The organism is Mesorhizobium sp. M2A.F.Ca.ET.043.05.1.1 (assembly GCF_003952445.1).
In the GTDB taxonomy this organism is placed as follows: Bacteria; Pseudomonadota; Alphaproteobacteria; order Rhizobiales; family Rhizobiaceae; genus Mesorhizobium.
Genome location: NZ_CP034446.1, coordinates 4,816,894 through 4,840,929, shown reverse-complemented (window position 1 = coordinate 4,840,929; position 24,036 = coordinate 4,816,894). Strand labels below are relative to the sequence as shown.

Sequence of the window (24,036 nt, the reverse complement as noted above, 5' to 3'; positions counted from 1 at the left end):
GGATCATGGCCAACCAGCAGCATAGCTACGATTTTCGGCCGGTCACCGAGAAGGATCTGCCGCTGATCGCCAGGTGGCTGCGCGAGCCGCATGTCGCTGAATGGTGGGACGATCCGGACAAGGAGATCGCCGAGATCCGCGAGCATATGGATTCGGTCTCGGTCGAGCCGCTGATCGTCGAATTGGACGGCAGGCCGATCGCCTATCTGCAGAGCTATGACCCGCATCTGGAGGACGGCCATCCCTATGCCGACCAGCCCTTCGGCACGCTGGGCGTCGATCTGTCGATCGGCCCGCCGGAGCTGGTTGGTGTCGGCCATGGCTCGGCAATCCTGAGCCAGTTCGTCGAGGAGCTGTTCGAGGAAGGCGCGCCGCGCGTCATCATCGATCCGCATCCCGACAATGGCCGCGCCATCCGCGCCTATGAGAAGGCAGGCTTCAGGCCTATCGGCCAAAGGCATTCGCAATATGGGGACGTCGTGCTGATGGCCGTCGATGCGGACGAAGACGACGATGAAAATCTGGGGGACTGACCGAATGACTGCGCCTGAGGACAAGACGCTTTCCGCCTATGAGGACAGCTGGCGCATGGGCCTGCTGCTCGTGCTCGCCTTGATCGTGTTCCAGGCGGGCACCTTGTACGGCATGGGCCATCCGCCGATCTGCACCTGCGGCTACGTGAAACTCTGGCACGGCGTGGTCAACAGCTCGGAGAATTCCCAGCACATTGCCGACTGGTACACCTTCTCGCATGTGATCCACGGCTTCCTGTTTTATGCGCTGGCCTGGGCGCTGTTCCCGCGCTCGCCGGTGGGGTTGAGGCTCGCCTTCGCCGTGCTCATCGAAGGCGGCTGGGAAATCCTGGAGAACAGCCCCTTCATCATCGAGCGCTACCGCGCCGGCACCGTCTCGCTGAACTATTACGGCGATTCGATCATCAACTCGGTGTCCGACACGCTGTTCATGGTGCTGGGATTTGTGATGGCGCGAAAGCTACCTATATGGGTGATCGTGGCCCTGGCGCTCATCTTCGAGCTCGGCACGGGCTACATCATCCGGGACAATCTGACGCTCAACGTGATCATGCTGCTGCATCCGTTCGAGTCCATCAGGCAGTGGCAAAGTGGAATTTGAGTAATATGAGCACCTTTTCTCCCCGCGAAATCGTTTCGGAACTCGATCGCTTCATCATCGGCCAGAAGGACGCCAAGCGCGCCGTGGCCATCGCCTTGCGCAACCGCTGGCGCCGCCAGCAGCTGGAAGGCCAGATGCGCGAAGAGGTGATGCCGAAGAACATCCTGATGATCGGCCCGACCGGCGTCGGCAAGACCGAGATCTCGCGCCGCCTGGCGCGACTCGCCGGCGCGCCCTTCGTGAAGGTCGAGGCGACCAAGTTCACCGAGGTCGGCTATGTCGGCCGCGATGTCGAGCAGATCGTGCGCGACCTCGTCGAGGTCGCCATCGGCCTGACCCGCGAGAAGATGCGCGAGGACGTCGCCGCCCGCGCCCAGATCAATGCCGAGGAGCGCGTGCTGGAAGCCCTCGTCGGCAAGACGGCGAGCCCGGCCACGCGCGATAGCTTCCGCAAGAAGCTGCGCGACGGCGAGCTCGACGACAAGGAGATCGAGATCGAGGTGGCCGACACCGGCAATGGCGGCATGCCAGGCTTCGAGATCCCCGGCATGCCCGGCGCCAATGTCGGCGTGCTCAACATCAACGACATGCTGTCGAAGGCGATGGGCGGCCGCAGGACCAAGACCCGCAAGACCACGGTCCGCGATTCCTATGCGCTGCTCGTCAACGACGAATCCGACAAGCTGCTCGACCAGGACGAGGTCGTGCGCCGCGCGCTGGAATCGGCCGAGAATGACGGCATCGTCTTCCTCGACGAGATCGACAAGATCGCGGCCAGGAGCGACATTTCGGGCGGTCCGTCGCGCGAGGGCGTGCAGCGCGACCTGCTGCCGCTGGTCGAAGGCACCACGGTCGCGACCAAATACGGGCCGATCAAGACCGACCACATCCTGTTCATCGCGTCCGGCGCCTTCCACGTGTCCAAGCCGTCCGACCTGCTGCCCGAGCTGCAGGGCCGCCTGCCGATCCGCGTCGAGCTGCGCGCGCTGGAGAAGGCGGATTTCGTCCGCATCCTGACCGAGACCGAGGCGAGCCTCATCAAGCAGTATATCGCGCTGATGAAGACCGAGGGCGTCGAGCTGACCTTCACCGACGACGCCATCGATTCGCTGGCCGGCATCGCGGTCGATCTCAACGCCAGCGTCGAGAACATCGGCGCCCGGCGCCTGCAGACGGTGATGGAGCGCGTGCTGGACGAGATCTCCTACGACGCGCCGGATCGCAACGGCACGGCGGTCGCCATCGACGCCGCCTATGTCGAGAAGCATGTCGGCGACCTGTCGCGCAATACTGACCTGTCGCGCTTCATCCTGTAGGCTCCGCCGCCGGCGGCAGCTATCCTTCCTCTCGCTCGTTGCGCGCACGGACGGATATCTGCCGCGTCCAGCGCGCGTCTTGATTGGATACTGGCCCAATGCTATCATTGGGCTCAATGAGAGCACCAAGGCGCATGGCCGGAAATCTGCACGTCCGCAATCTGGATGACGACTTGATCGCCAAGCTGAAGATGCGTGCCGCCCGGCATGGGCGCTCGGCTGAGGCCGAGCACCGTGAAATCCTTAGGCAGGCGCTGGAAAATGAGAGTGAGCCGTCGTTCGATGAACTGGCGGCCCGGCTGCGGCTGCTCACCGCGCAGCGAAAGCAAACACCCTCCGAAGTGCTGCTGCGCCAAGGACGTGACGAACGGTGACGGAAACGCTCGTCGTCGACGCCAGCATCGCGGTCAAATGGGTGGTCGAGGAGGAGGGTACGTCTCTGGCGCTTGGCTTGCGGCATGGTCGACGCTTCGCGGCGCCGGAACTGCTCATCGTTGAGTGCGCCAACATTCTCTGGAAGAAGGTCCAGCGCGGCGAGGTCAATCGCGAAGAGGCGAAGATGGCCGCAAGCTTGCTGGAGCGCAGCGATATCGAATTGTTCGGCATGCGGGGATTGCTCGCCAAAGCGACCGAACTGGCGACGGATATCGGTCATCCGGCCTATGACTGCATGTATGTCTGCCTTGCGATGAGCCGAAGCTGTCGCTTTGTGACCGCGGACGAACGCCTTGTCCGAGTGCTGCACCAGAAGGCTCCCCGTGAAATCGCGAACCTCTGCGTGACCTTGGAGCAGCTCTCAGCCGGTTCGAATTAATGCCGTTGATCGATACCCGCCGGTTCTTGTCAGCCGGCAACGCAACGACGGCTCATCTCTTGGCGACGGTCCTTTACCTCAAACCTGCAGTGTGGCCAGATGGTACCATCTGGCACCTTTTGATCCGGTTGACCGCGCCTTCCCTCGACTCTGTCGTGCGCTTTTCCTAGTTTGCCGCGAATTCAAAGGCGGCGGCATGAAGAAATATATCCTGCTTTTTCTGGGCATCGCTTTGGCGGCGGCGGTGACGATCGCCGATGCCGCGACCATGGTGCCTCCGGGCAATCGCAACGCCGTGCAGCCGGACATTCCGGGCGCGTCCAGCCGGCGCACCCAGGCAACCAACACCACCTTCCAGGCCAAGTACCGGAAAGTCTACGCCTTGCTGCAGAACGATGCCGAGCTGCGCGGCAAGATCAGGAAGGTGGCGGCAGCCTACGGCATCGATCCGATGCATATCGTCGGCGCCATCGTTGGCGAGCACACCTACAATGTCGACGCCTATGACCGCCTGCAGACCTATTACGTCAAGGCGATGTCCTATCTGTCGAGCAAGCTGACTTTTGCCTATGAGGGCGAGGATGTCAGCGATTTCGTCCAGCGGCCGGAATTCAAGAAATGCGCCGGCATGGACGACAGCTACGATCTGTGGGAATGCCGCGAGCAGGTGTGGAACCATGCCTTTCGCGGCAAGACCGTCGGCGGCACGAGCTTCCCCAACGACCGCTTCGGCGCCACCTTCTTCCAGCCCTATTACGCCGGCCAGACCTTCGGTCTCGGCCAGCTCAATCCACTGACCGCGCTGCAGATGAGCGATCTCGTGCACAAGGTCTCCGGCCTGCCGAAGCTTGATGTCGAGGATCCCAATGCGGTCTACAAGACCATCATGGACCCGGACCTGACGCTGCCTTACGTCGCCGCGACCATCCGGAAGTCGATCGACGCCTATCGCGGCATCGCAGGCTTCGACATCTCTCACAATCCGGGGCTTACCGCCACGCTCTACAATGTCGGCAACCCCGAGCAGCGGGCTTATGCGCTGAAGGCCGAGAACGACAGACGCCGCGCCGCCGGCGAACCGGAAAAGCTGCCCGAGGAGAACTATTACGGCTGGCTGGTCAACGACAAGCTGGACGAGCTGAAGGCGCTTTTTTAACCAGACCTCAAGCCGCCAGCAGCGATTTCAGCTTGACCGCTTGCGAGCCGAGCGCTTCCGGCGCCGGCCTCGCCCGCTTGGCGATCAGCATTTCGGCCAGCCGGATATCGCGCGCCACCGCATTGCCGGGGCCGATGCCGCTGGCGGCGACCAGCCTGCCGTCCTCGGCCAGATGGAACAGGATGAAGGCGCCGTCGTCGAGGTCGCGCCGCACGATGCTCTTGCCCTCGTCCGAAAGCCCGGCGATCTGCAAGGTCAGCCCGTACTGATCCGACCAGAACCAAGGCACGGCGGCATGGGCCTCGTCGGCGCCCAGCATGTTCTTTGCTGCCAGCGCGCCCTGTTCCTGGGCGTTGCGCCAGGCTTCCAGCCGCAGGCGCCGGCCGCCATAGATGGCCAGCGGAAACGAGCAGCAATCGCCGGCGGCGAAGATATCCGGGTCGGCGGTGCGCAAATGCTCGTCGACGGCGATGCCGTTGTCGATTGTAAGTCCTGCTTCGGCGGCAAGCGCCGTCACCGGCACGGCGCCGATGCCGATCACCGCGAGATCGGCGACGATCCTCTGTCCGCCGGCCGTGATGCCGACTTCCTTGCCTTCATCGGCAATCGCCGCAATCCCCTGGCCGGTGCGGATCGCAACGCCCTCGGCCTCATGCGCCTTGTGGATGATTTCCGCGATCTCGGCCGGCACGCCGCGCATCAGGATGCGCGGCTGCGCCTCGATGACGGTGACTGTGGCGCCGAGCTTGCGCGCCGAGGCGGCAAGCTCCAGCCCGATGAAGCCGCCGCCGATGATGGCGACACGCTTTCCGGCGTTGAGATGGGCGCGGATGGCAAGCGCATCGTTGAAGGTCCTGAGATAGACGCAACGGCCCCCGAGCCCCGGCATCGGCAGCTTGCGCGGTACGGAGCCGGTCGCCAGCAGCAGCTTGTCGTAGGCAAGCGAAGAGCCGTCCGACAGCTGCACGGTGTGCGCGGCACGATCGATCGCGACGGCCCGGACGGAATGGATGTGGCGGATCGAGCGTTCGGCGAACAATTCGTCGCTGGCGATCGCCTTGATGGCGGGAGCCTCGCCGGTCATCGCATCCTTCGACAGCGGCGGCCGCTCATAGGGCAGATGCGGCTCGTCGCCGACCAATGTCACCGGCCCGTCATAGCCGAGATCGCGGAGCGCAAGCGCCGCGCGCCCGCCGCACTCGCCCGCACCGATGATCACCATCCCCGCCATAGCCGTCATCCGACCTGGATCAGGACCTTTCCGGCGTCGACCTTGACCGGATAAGTCCTGAGGTTGACGCAGACCGGCGCGCCGCGCGCGTCGCCGGTCTTGTAGTTGAAGCGGCCATTGTGCTTGGGGCATTCGATGATGTCGTCCATCACCAGCCCGTCCGCCAAATGTACCTTTTCATGCGTGCACAGGCCGTCGGTGGCGAAATATTCGTCGTCCGGGCTGCGGTAGATGGCGAAGGTGCGTCCGGCATGGTCGAACCGCATCACGTCCTCTTCATCGATATCTCCGGCCGCGCAGGCCTCGACCCAGTCGCTCATCTCGTCCTCGTGAAATTCCTGGTCAGCCTTCGGCAGCTCACTCAGCCGCGGCCGCCACCGGATTGTCGTTGTGCAGTTCTTCCCGGTAGGGCTTCGCCGTCGGCGGCAGCGCGCGCTTGAGGAAATAATCCTCGTTGCGCAGCTGGCGCAGGAAGGCCGGGATCATCTCGCGATAGCCGGCCAGGATCGAAGGCGTCGGCGCCGGCAAATCGTGCTTGATCAATTCATGCAGCTTCGGCAGCGCGTGATAGGGCACCATCGGGAACATGTGGTGTTCCACATGGTAGTTCATGTTCCAGTAGATGAACCGGCTGATCGGATTCATCAGCACCGTCCGGCTGTTCAGGCGGTGATCGATGACATTTTCGGCGAGTCCGCCATGCTGCAGCAGGCCGGTCATCACGTGATGCCAGGCGCCATAGAGGCGGGGCAGGCCGACGAGCATCAGCGGCAGCCATGAATGCAGATAAAACGCCAGCGCGATGGTCGCGATGTAGATGACGAGCCAGATGCGGGCGACGCGGATCGCCTTCGGCTGCTCCGGCTCGGGAATGAAGGTCTTTTCCGCGGCGCTGATGACGCCGGCTGCATTGCGCACCATGTCGACCATTGCGTGCCAGGCGTCGAGAATACCGAAGAAGTTCAGCACCACGCGCAACAGGTCCGGCGGCCGCATCACGGCAATCTCCGGGTCGCGGCCGACGATGATGGTGTCGGTGTGATGGCGCGTATGGCTCCAGCGCCAGGTCACCGGATTGCGCATGATCATGAAGCAGGCGAGCTGGTAGACGGCGTCGTTCATCCACTGCGTGCGGAAGGCCGTGCCGTGGCCGCATTCGTGCCAACGGGAATCGGTCGAGGAGCCGTAAAGCGTGCCGTAGACGAAGAAGAACGGCACGCACCACCAGCTGCCCCAGAACCAGATGCCGCCCGCGGCGCTGACGACGAAAGCGGCCAGCCAGATGATGGTGTCGCGGATCGCTGGCTGGTCGGAGCGCTGCATCAGCTCCTTCATCTGCTTGCGCGGAATCTCGGTGTGGTACCACTCGGCCGCCGCGAGACCGTTCTCGACCGCGAGCCTGGCGTCTCGCCCGGTCAGGCTGTAGTCGCGCGGCGACGCCGAAGACGTGATTGCCGTCATTGGGGTTCCTCCGCCAGCCCTTGGCGAACCGCCCGACCGTGCAGGGCTCGCGCCATCGCTGCCTTTCTACTTCAGCATAGCCGCAAGGTCTGATAGTCTCAACATCACAAAGATAGTTTCTATCATTTCCTATCAGAATGAGCTATGGGTGAGCCGGGTACCCGGAGTGGGACAAGCGAGGAAGCATTCATGGCAAAGCGCCCGACCATCACCGATCTCGCGCGCGTCTCCGGCGTCAGCGTCGCCACCGTCGACCGGGTGCTGAACAGCCGCCTGCCGGTGCGCGAGGAAACGGCACGCCGGGTCTATGACGCCGCCACCGAGATCGGCTATCACGCCGCCGGGCTGATCAAGCAGCGCATGCGCCAGGAATTGCCGGAATATCGGCTCGGCTTCCTGCTGCTCAGGGGCAATGACGTCTTCTATGGCGATTTCGCCCAGGAGCTCGAGCTGGCGGTCGCGCAGTCGCAGCGTTTTCGCGGCGTTGCAACCATCGATTTCGCCGCTTCGCTGGCGCCCGATGAGATCGCCGCCCAGATGCGTGGGCTGGCGGCGAAATCGCGAGCCATCGCCGTCGTCGGCCCGGACCACCCGAACCTGACGGCGGTCGTGGAGACGCTGAAGGCGAGGGGGCAGCCGGTCTTCTCGCTGCTGTCCGACTTCGCCGCCGGCATCCGCGAGGGCTATGTCGGTCTCGACAACCGCAAGGTCGGGCGCAGCGCTGCCTGGATGATCGCCAAGGGCGCCAGCAAGCCCGGCAAGGTGGCGCTGTTCGTCGGCAGTCATCGCTTCCACGGCCATGAATTGCGCGAGATCGGCTTCCGCTCCTTCTTCCGCGAGCACGCGCCGGACTTCACCGTGATGGAGACGCTGGTCAACCTAGAGGCCAATGACGTGACGCATGACGCCATGCTCGACCTCCTGGCCCGCCATCCCGATCTCGCCGGCTGCTATGTCGCCGGCGGCGGCATGGAGGGCGCGGTCTCGGCGCTGCGGAGGGCGCGCCCGACCGAGATGCCGGTCGTGATCTGCAACGAGATCAATGCCGTCTCGCGCGCGGCGCTCGCCGACAACATCCTCACCATGGTGATCTCGACGCCGCTCGCCGCGCTTTGCAGGGAACTCGTCGGACTGATGGCCCATGCCATCGAAAGCGGCGCCGCCAATGCACCTGGGCAGACCTTCCTGCCATTCGACATCTATCTGCCGGAAAATATCTAGGCGCCGATCGCGATATAGCCAATGTGAAAGAATCCATCAGTCTGATGGATTCTTTCATCGCGGTTCACCCGGGCTCGGGCGCCAATTTCGGTGAATTTGGTCCTCGCACCGCCCACGGTGATCGAAAAACCGGCCGCCCCGGTCGGAATCGCCCTTGACGTTTTCAAAACGAAATGGAATAAATATTTCACCAAATGGGCCTTTTGGTTCTTTCGTTCCGGGAACGGATGTTCGAACGAAGGAAGAGGCGTTCCAGTCGAATTGGCGACGCCGCATGGCCGCAGGGAGAGATTCCCCGGGCAAACCGGGGATTCCGGTTCAATAGGTGCAGCCGGACACCAAGTGGAGGAGAAAATGAAGAAACTTCTTTTGGGCGTCGCGCTTTCGGCGCTGATGTGTTCATCCGCCTTAGCCGCCAAGATCGGCGTTTCGATGGCTCTTTTCGACGACAACTTCCTCACCGTGCTGCGCAACGGCATGATCGCGCAGGCCAAGGGCATGGATGGCGTCGAGCTGCAGGTCGAGGACGCGCAGAACGACGTCGCCAAGCAGCTCGACCAAATCAAGAACTTCGCCGCCTCGGGCGTCGACGCCATCATCGTCAACCCGGTCGACACCTCGGCCACGCAGGCGATGTCGGATGCGGCCGCCGCCGCCAAGATCCCGCTGGTCTATGTCAACCGCGAGCCGGTCAATGTCGACAAGCTTCCCGACAACCAGGCCTTCGTCGCTTCGAACGAAGCTGATTCCGGCACGCTCGAGACCAAGGAGGTCTGCCGCCTGTTCAAGGAAGCCGGCAAGAAGGAAGCCAATGTCTATGTGATCATGGGCGAGCTTTCCAACCAGGCCGCGGTGCAGCGCACCAAGGACATCGACGAGGTCATCGCCACGCCGGACTGCAACTTTATCAAGATCATCGACAAGCAGACCTCCAACTGGAAGCGTGACGAGGCGCAGAACCTGATGACCAACTGGCTGTCGTCCGGCAAGGCCTTCGACGGCGTCATCGCCAACAACGACGAAAGCGCCATCGGCGCCATCCAGGCGATGAAGGCCGCCAATATCGACATGAAGTCGGTCGTCGTCGGCGGCGTCGACGCCACCCAGGACGCGCTGGTGGCGATGCAGGCCGGCGATCTCGACGCGACGGTCTTCCAGGACGCCGCCGGCCAGGGCGCCGGGGCGCTCGACGCCGCGCTGAAGCTCGCCAAGGGCGAGAAGGTGGACAAGAAGGTCTACATCCCGTTCCAGCTCGTGACGCCGGCGAACATCGACAAGTTCTTGAAGAAGAACTGAGGCGCCCTCGATACGGGGCGGCGCGTCCAATCGAAACAAGCGCGCCGCTCCGCCTTTCCTCCCACCGCGCGGGAGGCTGGACAAGTGCGCCCCGACGGAGGAAGAAGACGTGTCACAGACATCGCACGGCATTGGCGGGCTGAGCTATGACGCCAAGAAGCGCCCGTGGCCTGCCGAGTTCAACGTGTTCCTGGCGCTGGTTATCCTCGTCGCCGCCTTCGAGCTGGTCGGCCGCGTCTTCCTTGGCGACAGCTTCTTGTTCAACACCCGCGAGAACGTCTCCGGGCTCTTCAACGAGCAGCGCCTGCAGATCATCATCCTGCAGGTGTCGATCGTCGGCATCATCGCCATCGGCGTCACCCAGGTCATCATCTGCGGCGGCATCGACCTGTCCTCAGGCTCGATTGTCGGCGCCACCGCCATGATCGCCATGAGCTTCGCCCAGGTCGCGACCGTCAATGGCAATCCCAATCCCAAGGCCATGTTCATCGCCTATGGCTGGACCGACCTGCCGGTCATCGTGCCGCTGCTGGTCGCGATCGGCTGCGGCCTGATCGCCGGCCTGATCAACGGCCTCTTGATCGCCTACACCCGCATCCCGCCCTTCATCGCCACGCTGGGCATGATGGTCACCGCCCGCGGCATCGCCAAATGGTGGTCGAAGGGCCAGCCGATCTCCTTCCCGACCGACAGCTTCGCGGCCATCGGCAAGGGGCTGATGCCGGTCGTCATCTTCATCTCGCTGGCGATCCTGTTCCAGCTCATCCTGACCTACACGAAATACGGCAAGCACTGCTACGCCATCGGCTCCAACGAAGACGCCGCGCGCATGTCGGGCATCAAGATCGCCAACCACAAGGTGCTGGTCTACGCGATCGCCGGCATTCTCGCCTCGATCGCCGCGGTGGTGCTGTCGTCCAAGAACCTCACCGCCCAGGCCGGCATGGGCGTCATGTACGAGCTCGACGCCATCGCCATGGCGGTCATCGGCGGCGTTTCGCTGTCGGGCGGCCGCGGGTCGATCATCGGCACCGTGATCGGCTCGCTTATCTTCGGCGTCATCATTTCCGGCTTCACCTTCCTGCGCCTCGACGCCTACTATCAGGAGATGGTCAAGGGCGTGATCATCGTCGGCGCCGTCGTTCTCGATCAATGGCGCCAGCGCCGCCGCGCGATAGGAGCTTGACCATGTCCGATATCGTTCTGAAGACCGACAACCTGACCAAGCATTATGGCGGCGTGCACGCGCTGCAGGAGGCGAATTTCGAGCTGCGCAAGGGCGAGCATGTCGCCATCATGGGCGACAACGGCGCCGGCAAATCGACCTTCGTGCGCCAGATCACCGGCGTCGAGCAGCGCACCGACGGCAAGATCTGGTTCGACGGCAAGGAGGTGAACTTCGCCGGTCCGATCGAGGCGCGCGAGGCAGGCATCGAGACTGTGTTCCAGAACCTCGCTTTGGCCGACGATCTCGATGTGCCGTCGAACCTGTTCCTCGGCCGCGAGAAGGTGCTGTTCAACCTCGGGCCGTTCTCCATCCTCGACCGCAAGGCGATGCGCAAGGCAACTGAGGCAGCACTTGTCCGCACGGCGGTGAAGATCCCGAACCTCTCCAGCACCATCCGCCACATGTCGGGCGGCCAGCGCCAGTGCGTGGCGATCGCCAGGACCGCGACCTTCGCCTCCAAGCTGATCATCATGGACGAGCCGACCGCGGCGCTCGGCGTGCAGGAGACCGCGCAGGTCGAAAACATCATCCGCACGCTGAAGGAGAACGGCGAGCCGTTGATCCTGGTCAGCCACAACATGCGCCAGGTGTTCGACCTGGTCGACCGCATCGTCGTCTTCCGCCGTGGCCGCATCGTCGCCAATTTGCGCAAGCAGGACACTGACGGCAACGACATCGTCGCCTATATCACCGGCGCCAAGACCGGCCAGGCGGAACTGCAGGCCGCCTGACGGGGTCGCGACGAACCAATCATCCGCGCCGCAAGGCGCGGCTATGCCTACAACCCCACCCCGAAGGAAATTCCATGACACTCCGCTTCGCTCTCCTCGGCGCCGGCCGCATCGGCAAGGTGCATGCCCGCGCCGTCGCTTCCAACCCGCAGGCGAAACTCGTCGCCGTGGCCGATGCCTTCGAGAAAGCGGCGACGGAGCTGGCCTCCGCCTATGGCGCCGAAGTGCGCAGCATCGATGCCATCGAAAAGGCCAAGGACATCGACGCCGTCATCATCTGCACGCCGACCGACACCCATGCCGACCTGATTGAGCGCTTCGCCAAGGCCGGCAAGGCGATCTTCTGCGAGAAGCCGATCGACCTCTCCGTCGAGCGCGTCGAAAAATGCCTGGCGGTGGTCGAGAAGACCGGCGCCACGCTGATGGTCGGCTTCAACCGCCGCTTCGACCCGCATTTCGCCGCCGTGCGCAAGGCGATCGACGACGGCGCCATCGGCACGGTCGAGATGGTCACCATCACGTCCCGCGATCCGGGCGCTCCGCCGCTCGATTACATCGCCCGCTCCGGCGGCATTTTCCGCGACATGACCATCCACGATTTCGACATGGCGCGCTTCCTGCTCGGCGAGGAGCCGGTTGCCGTCAGCGCCCACGCCTCGGTGCTGGTCGACAAGAAGATCGGCGAAGCGGGCGATTTCGATTCGGTCAGCGTCATCCTCGAAACCGCGTCCGGCAGGCAGGCCGTCATTTCCAACTCACGCCGCGCCACCTATGGCTATGACCAGCGCATCGAGGTGCACGGCTCGAAAGGCATGGTCGCGGCCGAGAACCAGCGGCCGGTCTCGATCGAGCTTGCCAACGACAAGGGCTACACCCGCCCGCCGCTGCACGACTTCTTCATGACCCGCTACATCGACGCCTATGCCAATGAGATCGCCTCCTTCATCGCCGCGGCGACTGCCGGCAAGAAGGCGGCGCCGAGCGGCAAGGACGGACTGATCGCGCTGAAGCTGGCCGACGCGGCTTTGGAGTCGGCGAAAACGGGCAAGACCGTCCGCGTCGACTGACTGTTTTACAGGAGCACAGCGATGAGCGGTTTGGCCGGTCGCAATTCAGAAACACGCGCCATCGTCACCGGCGGCGCGCAGGGCATCGGCTTCGCCGTCGCGGAAGCGCTTGCAGACGAGGGCTGCCGCGCGCTCGCGCTGATCGGCCGCTCGCAGGAAAAGGGCGACAAGGCGGTGGCAGTGCTGAAGAAAAACGGCGTCGACGCCATCTTCATCAGCGCCGATGTCGCCAAGGTCGCCGACTGCAAGCGCGCCGTCGCGACGGCGCTTGAGCATTTCGGAACCTTGAACGCGCTGGTCAACGCCGCCGCTACGTCCGCGCGGGGGTCGTTGGTGGAGACCACCGAGGAACTCTTCGACCAAATCTTCGACACCAATGTGCGCGGTCCCTTCTTCCTGATGCAGGGCCTTGTCGCGCATCTGCTGGAGCGCAAATCGCCCGGCTCGATCGTCAACGTGCTGTCGATGTCGGCGCATGCCGGCCAGTCCTTCCTCACGCCCTATTCGACCAGCAAAGGTGCGCTGATGACGCTGACCAAGAATGTCGCGAGCGCCTACCGGAAGAACCGCATCCGCTGCAACGCCGTGCTGCCGGGCTGGATGGACACCGAGGGCGAAGCGGTCGTGCAGAAGAAGTGGCACGGAGCGTCGGATGACTGGCTGAAGAAGGCCGAGGCCGCGCAGCCGATGGGCCAGCTGGTGAAGCCCGCGCAGCTCGCCCGGTTGATCACCTATATGCTGAGCCCCCAGGCCGGCGTCATGACCGGCTCGCTTGTCGACTACGACCAGAACATTGCCGGCGTGATTGGCGAATAAAGGCTGGCGCTCGGAGCGGACCTCATGATGCTCTGAGCCCATTCTTTGCTATAATAGAGGTGCGGCAACGCCTAAGCCAGGAAGAGCGTCCAATGCATCCATACTGGATCACGATAGACGGCCATCTTGGCATTGGCGTCACCGCGCGGTCCGAAGCCGAAGCGCTTCAGCTTTTCGCGCTAGCCTTCCCGTCCAGAGAGGTCGTCAGAATCGAGATCATTAAGGACATGAACGATCTCGATCAAAGTCACGTCGTGCCCAATCTGGGCGGGGCTAACTGGCTTCGGCGCGGCATCTGGTTTCCCCAAGGCTATGAGCACATTGCAGACTGAGCCGATACGTGGCGGCATGGGACACGTGACAAACACTCTCGCATCGACTATATGAGCCGCATGATCCACCTGACCGCCTCGTTTTGGTACTTTAGCTACGGTAGCTCGCTGGCGGCGGGAGGATTGCGCTCGATCTGAAAAACTCCAGATCAAATCCGACAAGCCGCCAGACCTGGCGGCTTTTTTGTTTCAGCCGGCAGGTCTCCTAACAAGGAGCAGAAAGCCGTGTTGACCACCACAGACGACCTTCGGGTCACCGAAATCAGAGCCTTGAGCACGCCGGACGAGGTGATGCGCGAGATACCGCGCTCGCTCACCGCGACGCGCACCGTTGCCGCCTCGCGCAACGCCATTCATTCGATCCTGACCGGGGCCGACGATCGACTGCTTGTCATCGTCGGCCCTTGCTCCATCCACGATCCGGTCGCGGCCGTTGACTATGCCAGCCGTCTGGCGGCGCTGCGCGAGACCCTGGCCGACCGGCTCGAGATCGTCATGCGCGTCTATTTCGAGAAGCCGCGCACCACGGTCGGCTGGAAGGGTCTCATCAACGATCCCGACCTCGGCGGCAGCTTCAACATCGAGAAGGGCTTGCGCATGGCGCGCAATGTGCTGTCGGCCGTCAACAATCTCGGTCTGCCGGCGGCGACCGAGTTCCTCGACATGACCATCCCGCAGTATATAGCCGACCTCGTCGCCTGGGGCGCCATCGGCGCGCGCACGACCGAAAGCCAGATCCATCGCGAGCTGGCGTCCGGCCTGTCCTGCCCGGTCGGCTTCAAGAACGGCACCGACGGCAATCTCAGGATCGCCGGCGAAGCGGTGAAGTCGGCAGCCCAGCCGCATCATTTCATGGCGGTGACCAAGGGCGGCCGCAGCGCCATCGCGGCGACCACCGGCAATGAGGATTGCCATGTCATCCTGCGCGGCGGCATTCAGCCGAACTACGATGCCGCAAGCGTCGATGCCGCCGCCGCCGAGCTCGGCCGCATCGGCGTCGCGCCGCGGCTGATGATCGATGTCAGCCACGCCAACAGCGCCAAGAAGCCGGAGAACCAGCCGAAGGTGGCGCATGACGTTGCCGGTCAGGTCGCAGCCGGCGACGAGCGCATCATCGGCGTCATGATCGAGAGCAATCTCGTCGCCGGCCGCCAGGACGTCGTGCCCGGCAAGCCGCTTACCTACGGCCAGAGCATCACCGACGGCTGCATCGACTGGGCGACCACCGAGACCGTGCTGCACGGCCTTGCCGGCGCCGTCGAATGGCGCCGGTCCGTGAAGCGCGAGTTGCTCGCCAGCCGCCAGGGCGCGGCGTGACGCTCTCTCCTTCCCCCCTTGTGGGGGAAGGTGGATCGGCGCGAAGCGCCGAGACGGATGAGGGGTGTTGGAAGGACCGCGGCGTGAATTCTGTCTCAGGATTTACGCCGCCCTCAACCCTTCCCAGGCGGTGAAGACCGAAACGGCAAACAGCAGCAGCCCTGCCGCGCGGCCTGCCAATATGGTCGCCTGCGGATTGTCGACCAGCAGCCCCCGGCTGCGGCCCGCTGTAACGGCGAGCCCGCCATAGATCGCCGCCTGTGTGGCGACCGTCAGCAATCCCATGATCGTCGCCTGCATCCAGATCGGACCGTAAGCCGGCTTCAGGAATTGCGGATAGACGGCAAGGATGAAGAGATAGGCCTTCGGATTGATCAGACAGGTGACCAGGCCCTGGCGGAACGCCTTCCAGGCCGAGCGACTGCCGGCTGGCCCGTCATCGCCGACGGTGATCGAGCTGCGCATCAGCGAAATGCCGATATAGGCCATATAGGCGGCGCCGACGATAAGCAGCGGCGTGAACAGCACCGGCACGAAATGCATGAGCAGGCCGACCCCGATCGCCCCGTTCAGCGTGTGCACCGCGCCGCCGAGCATGATGCCTGCGGTCGCGGCCAAGCCACGGTTGCTGCCGCCGGTCAGCGCATTGGCCAGCACGAACAGCATGTCCATGCCCGGAACGGCGATGATGCCGAACAAAAGCACGAAGAACAACCAGAGGTTTTCGGCATAGCTCATGTCAGTTGTCCGTCGCTTCGGTCGCAGGGACGAAAAGGAATCTGTTGATTTTCAACCGGGTAAGCCGCCCTATAGGTCACTCCAACTGACGGGGATGTGTCAGTTGCGTTTCGGTCGGGTGGAAAAATGCGCAAGGCTTCGCGCCTGTTCGAGATCATCCAGATCCTGCGTCTGGCCAGAAAACCGGTGACCGCAGCTGCGATGGCCGGACAACTGGAGGTGACGGTGCGCTCGGTCTATCGCGACATCGCCGCCCTGCAGGCGATGCGCGTGCCGATCGAGGGCGGACGCGGCATCGGCTACATATTGCGCCCCGGCTTCGACCTGCCGCCGCTGATGTTTTCCATTGAGGAGATGGAAGCGATAGTGCTGTCGCTGGCGCTGCTCGAACGCACCGGCGACGCCGAGCTGAAGCAGGCTGCAAAACGCGTCGGCGCCAAGATCGCCGGCGCCGTGCCGCCGCCCTTGCGACAAACCCTCGACGCCAACGCCCTTCACGCCTGGGGTTTTGCCGCCCCTTCTGCTTCCGCCGTCGACCTCGCTCTGGTTCGCCGCGCCATCCGCGACGAGGAGAAGCTCAGCCTCTCCTACCGCGACGAGGCGGGACGGGCGAGCGAGCGCATCATCCGTCCGGTCGCGCTGATCTATTATGCCGAGACCGCCAACATCGTCGCCTGGTGCGAATTGCGCCAGGCCATCCGCAATTTCCGCAGCGACCGCATCGAGGATTGCCGGCCAACGAACCTGTGGTTCAAGGGCGAGGGCGACCGGCTGCGGCAGGTCTGGGTCGACGGCTGGGAGATCAATGCCGCGGCCGCCGGCAAATGACGCGCGCCTTGGCTTCAGGGCACGATGCCGCGACAGGCCCAGGCTACATTGGCGAAGGATCGCGGGCCGTCGGGCCGACCGGCCTGATACGCATCGCGCACGGCGGCCGCGACACGCTCTCGCTCGGTCGTATCCAGTGTGGTGATGTATTTGCCGAGCGGGCCTTCTCCGGCGCCGATCGGCGCCCAGAGGTCGTCGAAATCCGCGTAGTCCATGCGGATCATCAGCTCGGCCTCGGTGATATCGGCCAGGCCTTGCTCGACGAAGGTCCGCTTCATCTCGCCCGGCTGCATCATCGGCTGGAAGCAGTAGCGGCTGCGCATCTGTCGTCCGCTTTCGCTGAGCGCGGCAATCGTGTCGATCATCATGCGCATGCCGGTCATGCCGCCGTAATGGTCCCAGACCACCGCCGCGACCACGCCGCCTGGTCGCACCACGCGGCGCATCTCGGCCACCGCCTTGCCGGCCTCGGGCACGAAATGCAGCACCAGCAGCGCCAGCGCGCGGTCGAACGCATCATCCCCGAAAGGCAGCGCCGTGGCATCGGCCTGGCTGATCGTGACGCGCGGATCGGAGTTCTTCTCCTTCGCCGCTTGGACGAACACCGGCGAAAAGTCGATGGCCTGGATTTCCACGAGATCGGCCGATTTCGCCAGCTCGAAAGTCAGGCTCCCGGTGCCGCAGCCGACATCGAGGATTGTCTCGCCGGCGGCCAGACCGGCGAAGTCGATGAATTTGGGCGCGAGCCTTTGGCTCCAGCGCCCCATGAGTTGCTCGTAACCGGATGCAGCATGGACGGTGAAGGTGGACGTCATCGGAGCCTCCCATTTATGAGCTTAAGCTAAACGACGGCACAATTGCTGCATAGGTGCCGGGCGATCTGCAACATCGGCAGCAAGGTAGCCGACCGAGTCGGCGGTTATGGGTTATGTAGGTAATTTCACGCCCGCCACGCTCTCCCGTTCCACCAGCGGGCACTCCAGCTTGGTGATTGGATAGCGGCCGCGGCCGGGCGTCGGCGGGGTTTCGAGCTGCTCGATCGCCCATTGGCCCATCGCCAGATGCGGCAGGATCGAGGTGGTCAGCGGCGGGAAGAGGTGGCGGGCGATCTCCTCGTCGTCATAGCCGACCACCGAAATGTCCTGCGGGATGTGCAGGCCGGCCTCCTTCAGCGCCTCGTAGCAGCCGATCGCCGTGCGGTCGTTCTGGCAGAAGATCGCGGTCGGCCGCTCCTTGAGTCCAAGCAGCTTGACCGTCGCGGCGTAGCCGGCGCTAGCCGACCAGTCGCCCTCGACCACCAGCTCGGGATCGAAGGGAATGTCGGCGGTGGCCAAAGCGCGGCGGTAGCCCTTGAGCCGGTCCTGCGCGGCCTGCATCCACGGCTCGCCGGTGATGGTGGCGATACGGCGATGGCCATGGGCGATCAGGTGCCTGGTCGCGCTCTGGCCGCCGGCGATCTCGGAGGGAACCACGGCCGGGAAGGCATAGTCGGCGGTGTAGCAGTTGAGCAGGATCACCGGGATGTCGAGGCTGTAGAGGAAATCCGGCGCCGTGATCTCGCGCGTGAAGATGGTCATGTAGATCAGCGCCGAGATGCCGCGCCGCGTCAGCGCTGAAATCGCGCGCGGCTCCATCACCGCGTCACCCATGGTCTGCGCCACCAAGAGCACGTTGCCAGCGTTCCACGAGGCCTGCCGCGCGCCCTCGATGGCGACCACCGCCTCGGGGCTGGTGGCGAGCTGGTCGACCGCGAAGCCGATGACGCCGTCCAGGCCCTCGAACGGCGTCACCGGCGGCCGGAGCGCCGAGAAGACCGGCGGCGAATAGCCCAGCGCCCGCGCCGCCTCGATCACCCGGTCGCGCGTCTGTTGCGACAGCCTGATGCCCGGCGAATTGTTGAGCACGAACGAGACCGTCGCCTGCGAGCAGCCGGCGGCGCGCGCAATGTCTGTCATGGTCACGCGCCCCTTCGGCTTGGCCGCCGGCTTGCGGCGCCTGGAAGCCCCGGGAGGATCGCGCAGGTCGGTCGGTTCGCTCATGGTCGTTTCCCAAACCCAGCCGGCTCTAAATCAAAGGAGGCGGCAACGGCAAGATGGTCGAGGCCGTTGCGTTTATCGATACGCGCCAACTAATACATATTAGCAGGCATCACACGCAAATCGCCAGCTACGCCGCTTCACGACGGAATCGGTCAGACAAGGTCAGCAATGCTGACAATTCGGTCATTTTCCGCGCGGCTGCAGACTTTGCAGCGCTCGCCCTCCTCACTCCCGGCACGCCTTCGACCAGCGTCTCCTCCGCGTCGAAAACGCGCCTCGCGGCTTCATAACTAATAGTCTTTACTAATAGCGGCAAGCGTTCTACTGTCAACTCGCCGTGGCTGTCCGGGCATCCGTTCGGCGCGGCAGGTGCGAGGGACGCTTGCTCGAAATCCGGCTTTTATCGCCGGTCTGGGCCTGCATCCGTTCTCACGAAATGTCGGACAAATCGGACTATTTACGAACGCCACATGAGTGTCTAGTGTCTCGACCGCGGCCCGATCGGCACCGTTCTTAAGTCGGCGGACCTTCGCGCCAGGCCCTTGAGGAGGAGGGTTGTCCGGACCGCGGCCGAGACATCGGCGACGAGTTCCACAGTCAGGTTCTACAAGGGAGGTTGAACTATGAAATCCATGATCCGTAACGCATCTGTCGCCGCAGCGGCCCTGCTCATCGGGCTTGCGGCCACGGCGGTTACCCGCGCGGACGACAAGCCGACGCTGGCCTTCGTCGTCAACGGTGCGTCAGACTTCTGGAAGGCGGCGGAAGCCGGCGTGAAGAAGGCGCAGGGCGAATTGCCCGACTACAATCTCGAGTTGAAGTATCCGGAACAGTCCTCGGTCGCCATCCAGCAGCGGCTGATGGATGACCTGGTGACGGCTGGCGTCAAGGGCATCATGGTCTCGGCCGTCGATCCCAAGACCTCGACCGACGGGCTGAACAAGATCGCCTCGGAAACCGCGCTGTTCACCACCGACTCCGATGCGCCGCAGACCAAGCGCGTCGCCTATATCGGCTCGTCCAACGTCGACGCCGGCAAGCAGGCGGCCGAGATCGCCAAGAAGGCAATGCCGGACGGCGGCAAGTGCCTCGGCTTCGTCGGCCTGCTCGGCGCCGACAACGCCAAGGAGCGTATCCAGGGCATGAAGGACGGGCTCGCCGGCAGCAAGATCGAGCTGGTCGACGTGCGCGGCGACGATATCGACCAGGCGCGCGCCAAGAAGAATGTCGAGGACGCGCTGGTCGCCAGCCCCGACATCACCTGCATGGTCGGCTTCTATTCCTACAACACGCCGCGCATCTATGAAGCGCTGCGTGATGCCGGCAAGCTCGGCCAGATCACCGTCGTCGGCTTCGATGATGATCCGATCACGCTGGGCGGCGTCAAGGAAGGCACCGTTGCCGCCACCGTGGTGCAGCAGCCCTTCGAGTGGGCCTATCAGGGTATGAAGCTGATGGCCGCCTATCTCAAGGGCGACAAGTCGGGCATCCCGGCCAACGGCTTGATCATCATCCCGACCAAGATCATCGGCAAGGACGATGTCGATGCCTACGCCGCCAACCTCAAGGCGATGCAGGGCAAGTAAGCCCGGCACAGTTGCGCCGGCTCAAGGGGTTCCTTGAGCCGGCGTTCGTATTGACGGACCCGCCAAGGCCGGTCAGTCTGTGGCCCACCGGCTGCTGTCAGGCGCGATGACCTCTACCGACACCACTCACCCAGACACCGCTCTGTTCCTGTGCCTCGAGGCCGTGCGCAAGACCTATCCGGGCGTTGTCGCCCTGGACAGGTTCTCGATGGAGGTCCGGCCCGGCGAGGTCATCGGCCTTGTCGGCGAGAACGGCGCCGGCAAGTCGACGCTGATGAAGATCCTAGGCGGCGTGACGCGGCCGGACAGCGGCACCATCACCGTCGACGGCGTCGCCCATGACGGGCTGACCGTCGAGCAGAGCATCGGCTCCGGCATCGCCTTCGTGCACCAGGAATTGAACCTCTTCGAAAACCTCGACGTCGCCGCCAACATCTTCTTCGGCCGCGAGCCGCTGCGCGCCGGACCGTTGAGACTGGTCGACCGCGCCAGGCTGCGCGAGATGGTGGCGCCGCTTCTGAAGCGTGTCGGCGCCAATTTTTCTGCGGACGCGCCGGTGGCGTCGCTGTCGCTCGCTCAGCAGCAGATGGTCGAGATCGCCAAGGCGCTGTCGATCAGGGCCCGCCTTGTGATCCTCGACGAGCCGACCTCCAGCCTGCCGATGGCGGAAACCGAAAAGCTGCTAGACGTCATCAAGGGGCTGAAGGCGCAAGGCATCAGCGTCATCTTCATCTCGCACCGGCTGCACGAGATCGAGCGCGTTGCCGACCGCGTCGTGGTGTTGCGCGACGGCACGCTGGCCGGCACGCTGGCGAAGGACCGGATCAACCACGACGAGATGGTCAGGCTGATGATCGGCCGCATGCTGAAGGAGCGCGAGAAGGCGGGCGAAGCCACGCGCGCGCCGGGCAGCGCCGCGCTGTCTGCCGAGGCGATCCGCACCAGCACCTATCCGGACAGGCCGGTCAGCATCGAGCTGAGGCGCGCGGAGATCCTCGGCCTCGCGGGCCTGGTCGGCTCCGGCCGCACCGAGCTCGCCCGCGTGCTGTTCGGCATCGACGAGCGGCTGGGCGGCAGCGTCACGCTCGACGGCAAGCCTCTCAATGTCGGCTCGGCCGCCGACGCAGTGGCGAACGGCATCTTCCTGGTGCCGGAAGACCGCAAGCTCACCGGCATATTGCTCGATCTCTCGATCGCGCAGAACATTACGCTGCCCAACCTGCCGGCGCATGCCAGGCGTTCGCTGGTTTCGACCGGCGCCGAGCTTGCGACGGCCGAAAAGCAGAAGAAGAACCTCGGCATCAAGGCGCCGTCGGTCCTGACCCGAACCGGCACGCTGTCGGGCGGCAACCAGCAGAAGGTGGTTCTCGCCAAATGGCTGGCGATGAATCCCAAGGTGATGATCCTGGACGAGCCGACGCGCGGCATCGACATCGGCGCCAAGGCCGAGATCTACGGCCTGATGCGGGCGCTGGCCGATGCCGGCGTTGCCGTGCTGATGATCTCCAGCGACATGGAGGAGGTCATCGGCGTGTCGGACCGCATCGCGGTCATGCATGAGGGGCAGATTTCCGGCATCCTCGACAGGCAAGATTTCAGCCAGGAGAACGTGCTCTTGCTGGCGGTCGGCAAGAAGCCGAAACTGCTGCAAGCGGCGGGAGGAGTTGTATGAGCAAGAAAGATCTCGGCCTGCTGATCCTGATCCTGGTGGTCGGCGCGGTGGTGACGGCCATCAATCCGCGCTTCCTGTCGGCGATCAACCTTGCCAACACCTCCAACCTCGTCGCGCTGTTCGGCATCCTGTCGATCGGCCAGGCCTTCGTCATCATCACCGGCGGCATCGAATTGTCGGTCGGCTCGCTGATCGCGCTGCTCGGCACCCTGTTCATCGACTTCATCGCTGTGCGCGAGCTGGACTGGCCGCTGGCCTTCGTGGTGATCATCGTGCTCGGCGCCGTCATCGGCTTCGTGCATGGCTGGCTGATCACAAGGCTGAAACTGCAGCCTTTCGTGGTGACGCTGTGCGGCCTCCTGATTTATCGCGGCGTGGCGCGTTTCTACACCGCCGACGGCACGGCGGGCTTTGCCTTCGGGCAGAATTTCCCGACGCTCGAATTCCTGACCGCGGGCCGCTCCTACGGCCTGCCGAACTCCTTCATCGCGCTGATCGTCATTGCCATCGTCATGTGGGTGGTGCTGCACCGCTCGGTGTTCGGCCGCTATCTCTACGCCATCGGCAAAAACGAGGAGGCGGCGAAATATTCCGGCATCCGCACCGGCCGGATCATCATCGCGGCCTATGTCATCTGCGGCGTGCTGACGGCGCTGTCGGCGATCTATTTCGCCATGTACACGCGCTCGATCTCACCGGCGAGCCACGGCCAGTTCTATGAGCTCTACGCCATCGCGGCCGCCGTGCTCGGCGGCTTCTCGCTGCGTGGCGGCGAGGGCTCGCTGGTCGGCGTAATCCTCGGCACGGTGCTGCTGCAGGAGCTGCAGAACCTCGTCAATCTGCTCGGCATCCCCTCGTCGCTCAATTTCGCGGTGATGGGCGGCGTCATCCTGATCGGCGTGCTGGTCGACCAGCAATGGGGCGTCTTCCGCGCCCGGCGCCGCATGATCGAGGCAACGCGCCAGAACGTTGCGGGCGCGCCGGCGGAGTAGTCCCGCTCTTCGGATAACGGCCTGATTGGATCGATGCTCGCGGCTGAGCCGCCGGGCGCGTCCGGATTCACGGGCGAATTGCAACAACCCGTGAACCGGAAAACAGCCCTTGTCGGCGAATCGGGGCTGGGTTAAGCAATTGGCATCTGAGGGTTCCAAGAACAAAAATGGGAGAAACTACCGTGACATCATCACGTTGGATCGCGCTCGCGGCGCTGGCGTTGACCTGCTCGACCCCGGCACTGGCCAAGGACTGGAAGACCGTCTCTGTCGCCATGGAGGGCTCCTACGCCCCCTGGAACCAGACCGACGCCAGCGGCAAGATCGTCGGCTTCGAGGTGGACATCCTCAACGACGTCTGCGCCCGCGCCAAGCTCGAATGCAATATCGTGGCGCAGGATTGGGACGGCGTCATTCCCGGCCTTACCGCGGGCAAGTTCGACATCGTCATGGACGGCATGTCGATCACCGAGGAGCGCATGAAGACGATCGACTTCTCGATCCCCTACGCCTCCTCGCCGGTGGCTTTCCTGGCCGACAAGAACGGTCCGCTGGCCAACCTGTCCAACAAAGGCAAGATGATCGACCTCTCGAAGGACGACGCCGAATCCAAGGCGGCACTCGACACGCTGCGCAAGGAGCTCGCCGGCAAGAATGTCGGCCTGCAGGTCTCGACCACCGAGGCGACCTTCGCCGACAAGTATCTCAAGGACGTCGCCAACGTCCATGAATACAAGACCACCGACGAGCACGACCTCGACCTGATGGCGGGCCGCATCGACGTGGCCTTCGCCGATACCACCTACTTCCTCGGCACGCTGGCCAAGCCCGACGCCAAGGACCTGGAATTCGTCGGGCCGCAATTCAAGGGAGGCCCGATCCTCGGGCCGGGCATCGGCGCCGCCTTCCGCAAGACCGACAAGGACCTGCAGGACATCTACAACAAGGCGCTGAAGGCCGCGCTTGACGACGGTTCGGTGTCGAAATACAGCCTGCAGTGGTTCAAGATCGACATTACCAAGTGATGTCGCAACGGGAGCAGCCAAGGCTGCTCCCGTTTT

Annotated in this window: 25 protein-coding genes; 19 read left to right on the top strand and 6 right to left on the bottom strand. The window is 64.0% G+C overall.

Annotated elements, in window-relative coordinates; all coding sequences use genetic code 11:
• Positions 1-5: 5 nt before the first annotated feature.
• The 6 genes from EJ069_RS23345 (at position 6) to EJ069_RS23320 (ending at position 4,420) form a co-directional block, all read left to right on the top strand.
• Positions 6-533: a GNAT family N-acetyltransferase gene (locus EJ069_RS23345; RefSeq protein WP_126063316.1), complete on the top strand. Its 528-nt coding sequence runs from the start codon at positions 6-8 to the stop codon at positions 531-533.
• 4 nt (positions 534-537) lie between these two features.
• A complete protein-coding gene (locus EJ069_RS23340) occupies positions 538-1,134 on the top strand; it encodes a DUF2585 domain-containing protein (RefSeq protein ID WP_126063315.1) in 597 nt (198 codons plus the stop codon).
• A 5-nt stretch (positions 1,135-1,139) separates the two neighbouring features.
• The gene (hslU, locus tag EJ069_RS23335; RefSeq protein WP_126063314.1) at positions 1,140-2,450 is read left to right on the top strand and encodes an ATP-dependent protease ATPase subunit HslU; all 1,311 of its coding nucleotides are present in this window, start codon (positions 1,140-1,142) and stop codon (positions 2,448-2,450) included.
• A gap of 134 nt (positions 2,451-2,584) precedes the next feature.
• Positions 2,585-2,824 carry a hypothetical protein gene (locus tag EJ069_RS23330; protein WP_126063313.1) on the top strand — a complete coding sequence of 80 codons (240 nt, stop codon included), beginning with the start codon at positions 2,585-2,587 and terminating at the stop codon, positions 2,822-2,824.
• Positions 2,821-3,264 carry a type II toxin-antitoxin system VapC family toxin gene (locus EJ069_RS23325; RefSeq protein ID WP_126063312.1) on the top strand — a complete coding sequence of 148 codons (444 nt, stop codon included), beginning with the start codon at positions 2,821-2,823 and terminating at the stop codon, positions 3,262-3,264. The genes EJ069_RS23330 and EJ069_RS23325 overlap by 4 nt, the downstream gene beginning before the upstream one ends.
• Positions 3,265-3,460: 196 nt before the next feature.
• The gene (locus EJ069_RS23320) at positions 3,461-4,420 is read left to right on the top strand and encodes a DUF1402 family protein (protein WP_126063311.1); all 960 of its coding nucleotides are present in this window, start codon (positions 3,461-3,463) and stop codon (positions 4,418-4,420) included.
• Positions 4,421-4,427: 7 nt separating this feature from the next.
• Here EJ069_RS23320 and EJ069_RS23315 read toward each other — a convergent pair whose 3' ends face one another.
• The 3 genes from EJ069_RS23315 to EJ069_RS23305 are packed head-to-tail and all read right to left on the bottom strand — an operon-like array spanning position 4,428 to position 7,103.
• Positions 4,428-5,660 (bottom strand): FAD-dependent oxidoreductase, encoded by a 1,233-nt coding sequence (locus EJ069_RS23315; RefSeq protein WP_126063310.1) that lies wholly within the window; start codon positions 5,658-5,660, stop codon positions 4,428-4,430.
• A complete protein-coding gene (locus tag EJ069_RS23310) occupies positions 5,657-5,971 on the bottom strand; it encodes a MocE family 2Fe-2S type ferredoxin (RefSeq protein ID WP_126063309.1) in 315 nt (104 codons plus the stop codon). Before EJ069_RS23310 ends, EJ069_RS23315 begins: the two co-directional genes overlap by 4 nt.
• A gap of 37 nt (positions 5,972-6,008) precedes the next feature.
• Positions 6,009-7,103, bottom strand: coding sequence for a fatty acid desaturase family protein (locus tag EJ069_RS23305; RefSeq protein ID WP_126064853.1), 1,095 nt, complete (start codon positions 7,101-7,103; stop codon positions 6,009-6,011).
• A 198-nt stretch (positions 7,104-7,301) separates the two neighbouring features.
• Between EJ069_RS23305 and EJ069_RS23300 the strand changes: the two genes are divergently transcribed.
• The 8 genes from EJ069_RS23300 (at position 7,302) to EJ069_RS23265 (ending at position 15,120) form a co-directional block, all read left to right on the top strand.
• Positions 7,302-8,333 (top strand): LacI family DNA-binding transcriptional regulator, encoded by a 1,032-nt coding sequence (locus EJ069_RS23300; RefSeq protein WP_126063308.1) that lies wholly within the window; start codon positions 7,302-7,304, stop codon positions 8,331-8,333.
• 354 nt (positions 8,334-8,687) lie between these two features.
• Positions 8,688-9,629 (top strand): sugar ABC transporter substrate-binding protein, encoded by a 942-nt coding sequence (locus EJ069_RS23295; protein ID WP_126063307.1) that lies wholly within the window; start codon positions 8,688-8,690, stop codon positions 9,627-9,629.
• A 109-nt stretch (positions 9,630-9,738) separates the two neighbouring features.
• Positions 9,739-10,815: an ABC transporter permease gene (locus tag EJ069_RS23290; protein ID WP_126063306.1), complete on the top strand. Its 1,077-nt coding sequence runs from the start codon at positions 9,739-9,741 to the stop codon at positions 10,813-10,815.
• Between the two features lie 2 nt (positions 10,816-10,817).
• Positions 10,818-11,588, top strand: a complete 771-nt coding sequence (locus EJ069_RS23285; RefSeq protein ID WP_126063305.1) for an ATP-binding cassette domain-containing protein — start codon at positions 10,818-10,820, stop codon at positions 11,586-11,588.
• 74 nt (positions 11,589-11,662) lie between these two features.
• A complete protein-coding gene (iolG, locus tag EJ069_RS23280) occupies positions 11,663-12,655 on the top strand; it encodes an inositol 2-dehydrogenase (protein ID WP_126063304.1) in 993 nt (330 codons plus the stop codon).
• A gap of 21 nt (positions 12,656-12,676) precedes the next feature.
• Entirely contained in the window at positions 12,677-13,471 is a 795-nt protein-coding gene (locus EJ069_RS23275; RefSeq protein ID WP_126063303.1) for an SDR family oxidoreductase, read from the top strand.
• A 92-nt stretch (positions 13,472-13,563) separates the two neighbouring features.
• Positions 13,564-13,803 (top strand): hypothetical protein, encoded by a 240-nt coding sequence (locus EJ069_RS23270; protein ID WP_126063302.1) that lies wholly within the window; start codon positions 13,564-13,566, stop codon positions 13,801-13,803.
• Positions 13,804-14,028: 225 nt separating this feature from the next.
• Positions 14,029-15,120, top strand: a complete 1,092-nt coding sequence (locus tag EJ069_RS23265; protein WP_126063301.1) for a 3-deoxy-7-phosphoheptulonate synthase — start codon at positions 14,029-14,031, stop codon at positions 15,118-15,120.
• 102 nt (positions 15,121-15,222) lie between these two features.
• On the opposite strand, the gene EJ069_RS23260 is transcribed toward EJ069_RS23265, so the two are convergent.
• Positions 15,223-15,858 (bottom strand): LysE family translocator, encoded by a 636-nt coding sequence (locus EJ069_RS23260; RefSeq protein WP_126063300.1) that lies wholly within the window; start codon positions 15,856-15,858, stop codon positions 15,223-15,225.
• A gap of 126 nt (positions 15,859-15,984) precedes the next feature.
• On the opposite strand from EJ069_RS23260, the gene EJ069_RS23255 reads away from it, so the two are divergent.
• The gene (locus EJ069_RS23255; RefSeq protein WP_126063299.1) at positions 15,985-16,686 is read left to right on the top strand and encodes a YafY family protein; all 702 of its coding nucleotides are present in this window, start codon (positions 15,985-15,987) and stop codon (positions 16,684-16,686) included.
• A 14-nt stretch (positions 16,687-16,700) separates the two neighbouring features.
• Here EJ069_RS23255 and EJ069_RS23250 read toward each other — a convergent pair whose 3' ends face one another.
• Together EJ069_RS23250 and EJ069_RS23245 are read right to left on the bottom strand one after the other, a co-directional pair.
• The gene (locus EJ069_RS23250) at positions 16,701-17,501 is read right to left on the bottom strand and encodes a class I SAM-dependent methyltransferase (protein WP_126063298.1); all 801 of its coding nucleotides are present in this window, start codon (positions 17,499-17,501) and stop codon (positions 16,701-16,703) included.
• Between the two features lie 111 nt (positions 17,502-17,612).
• A complete protein-coding gene (locus tag EJ069_RS23245) occupies positions 17,613-18,725 on the bottom strand; it encodes a LacI family DNA-binding transcriptional regulator (protein WP_189475945.1) in 1,113 nt (370 codons plus the stop codon).
• A gap of 623 nt (positions 18,726-19,348) precedes the next feature.
• On the opposite strand from EJ069_RS23245, the gene EJ069_RS23240 reads away from it, so the two are divergent.
• From EJ069_RS23240 to EJ069_RS23225, 4 genes are all read left to right on the top strand, one after another.
• Complete coding sequence (locus tag EJ069_RS23240; RefSeq protein WP_042637531.1) at positions 19,349-20,311, top strand: sugar-binding protein; 963 nt, start codon at positions 19,349-19,351, stop codon at positions 20,309-20,311.
• 106 nt (positions 20,312-20,417) lie between these two features.
• A complete protein-coding gene (locus EJ069_RS23235) occupies positions 20,418-21,983 on the top strand; it encodes a sugar ABC transporter ATP-binding protein (protein WP_126063297.1) in 1,566 nt (521 codons plus the stop codon).
• Positions 21,980-22,975, top strand: a complete 996-nt coding sequence (locus EJ069_RS23230) for an ABC transporter permease (protein ID WP_095819149.1) — start codon at positions 21,980-21,982, stop codon at positions 22,973-22,975. The genes EJ069_RS23235 and EJ069_RS23230 overlap by 4 nt, the downstream gene beginning before the upstream one ends.
• A gap of 182 nt (positions 22,976-23,157) precedes the next feature.
• Positions 23,158-24,000, top strand: a complete 843-nt coding sequence (locus EJ069_RS23225; protein WP_210211307.1) for a transporter substrate-binding domain-containing protein — start codon at positions 23,158-23,160, stop codon at positions 23,998-24,000.
• The last annotated feature ends 36 nt before the right edge of the window (positions 24,001-24,036 follow it).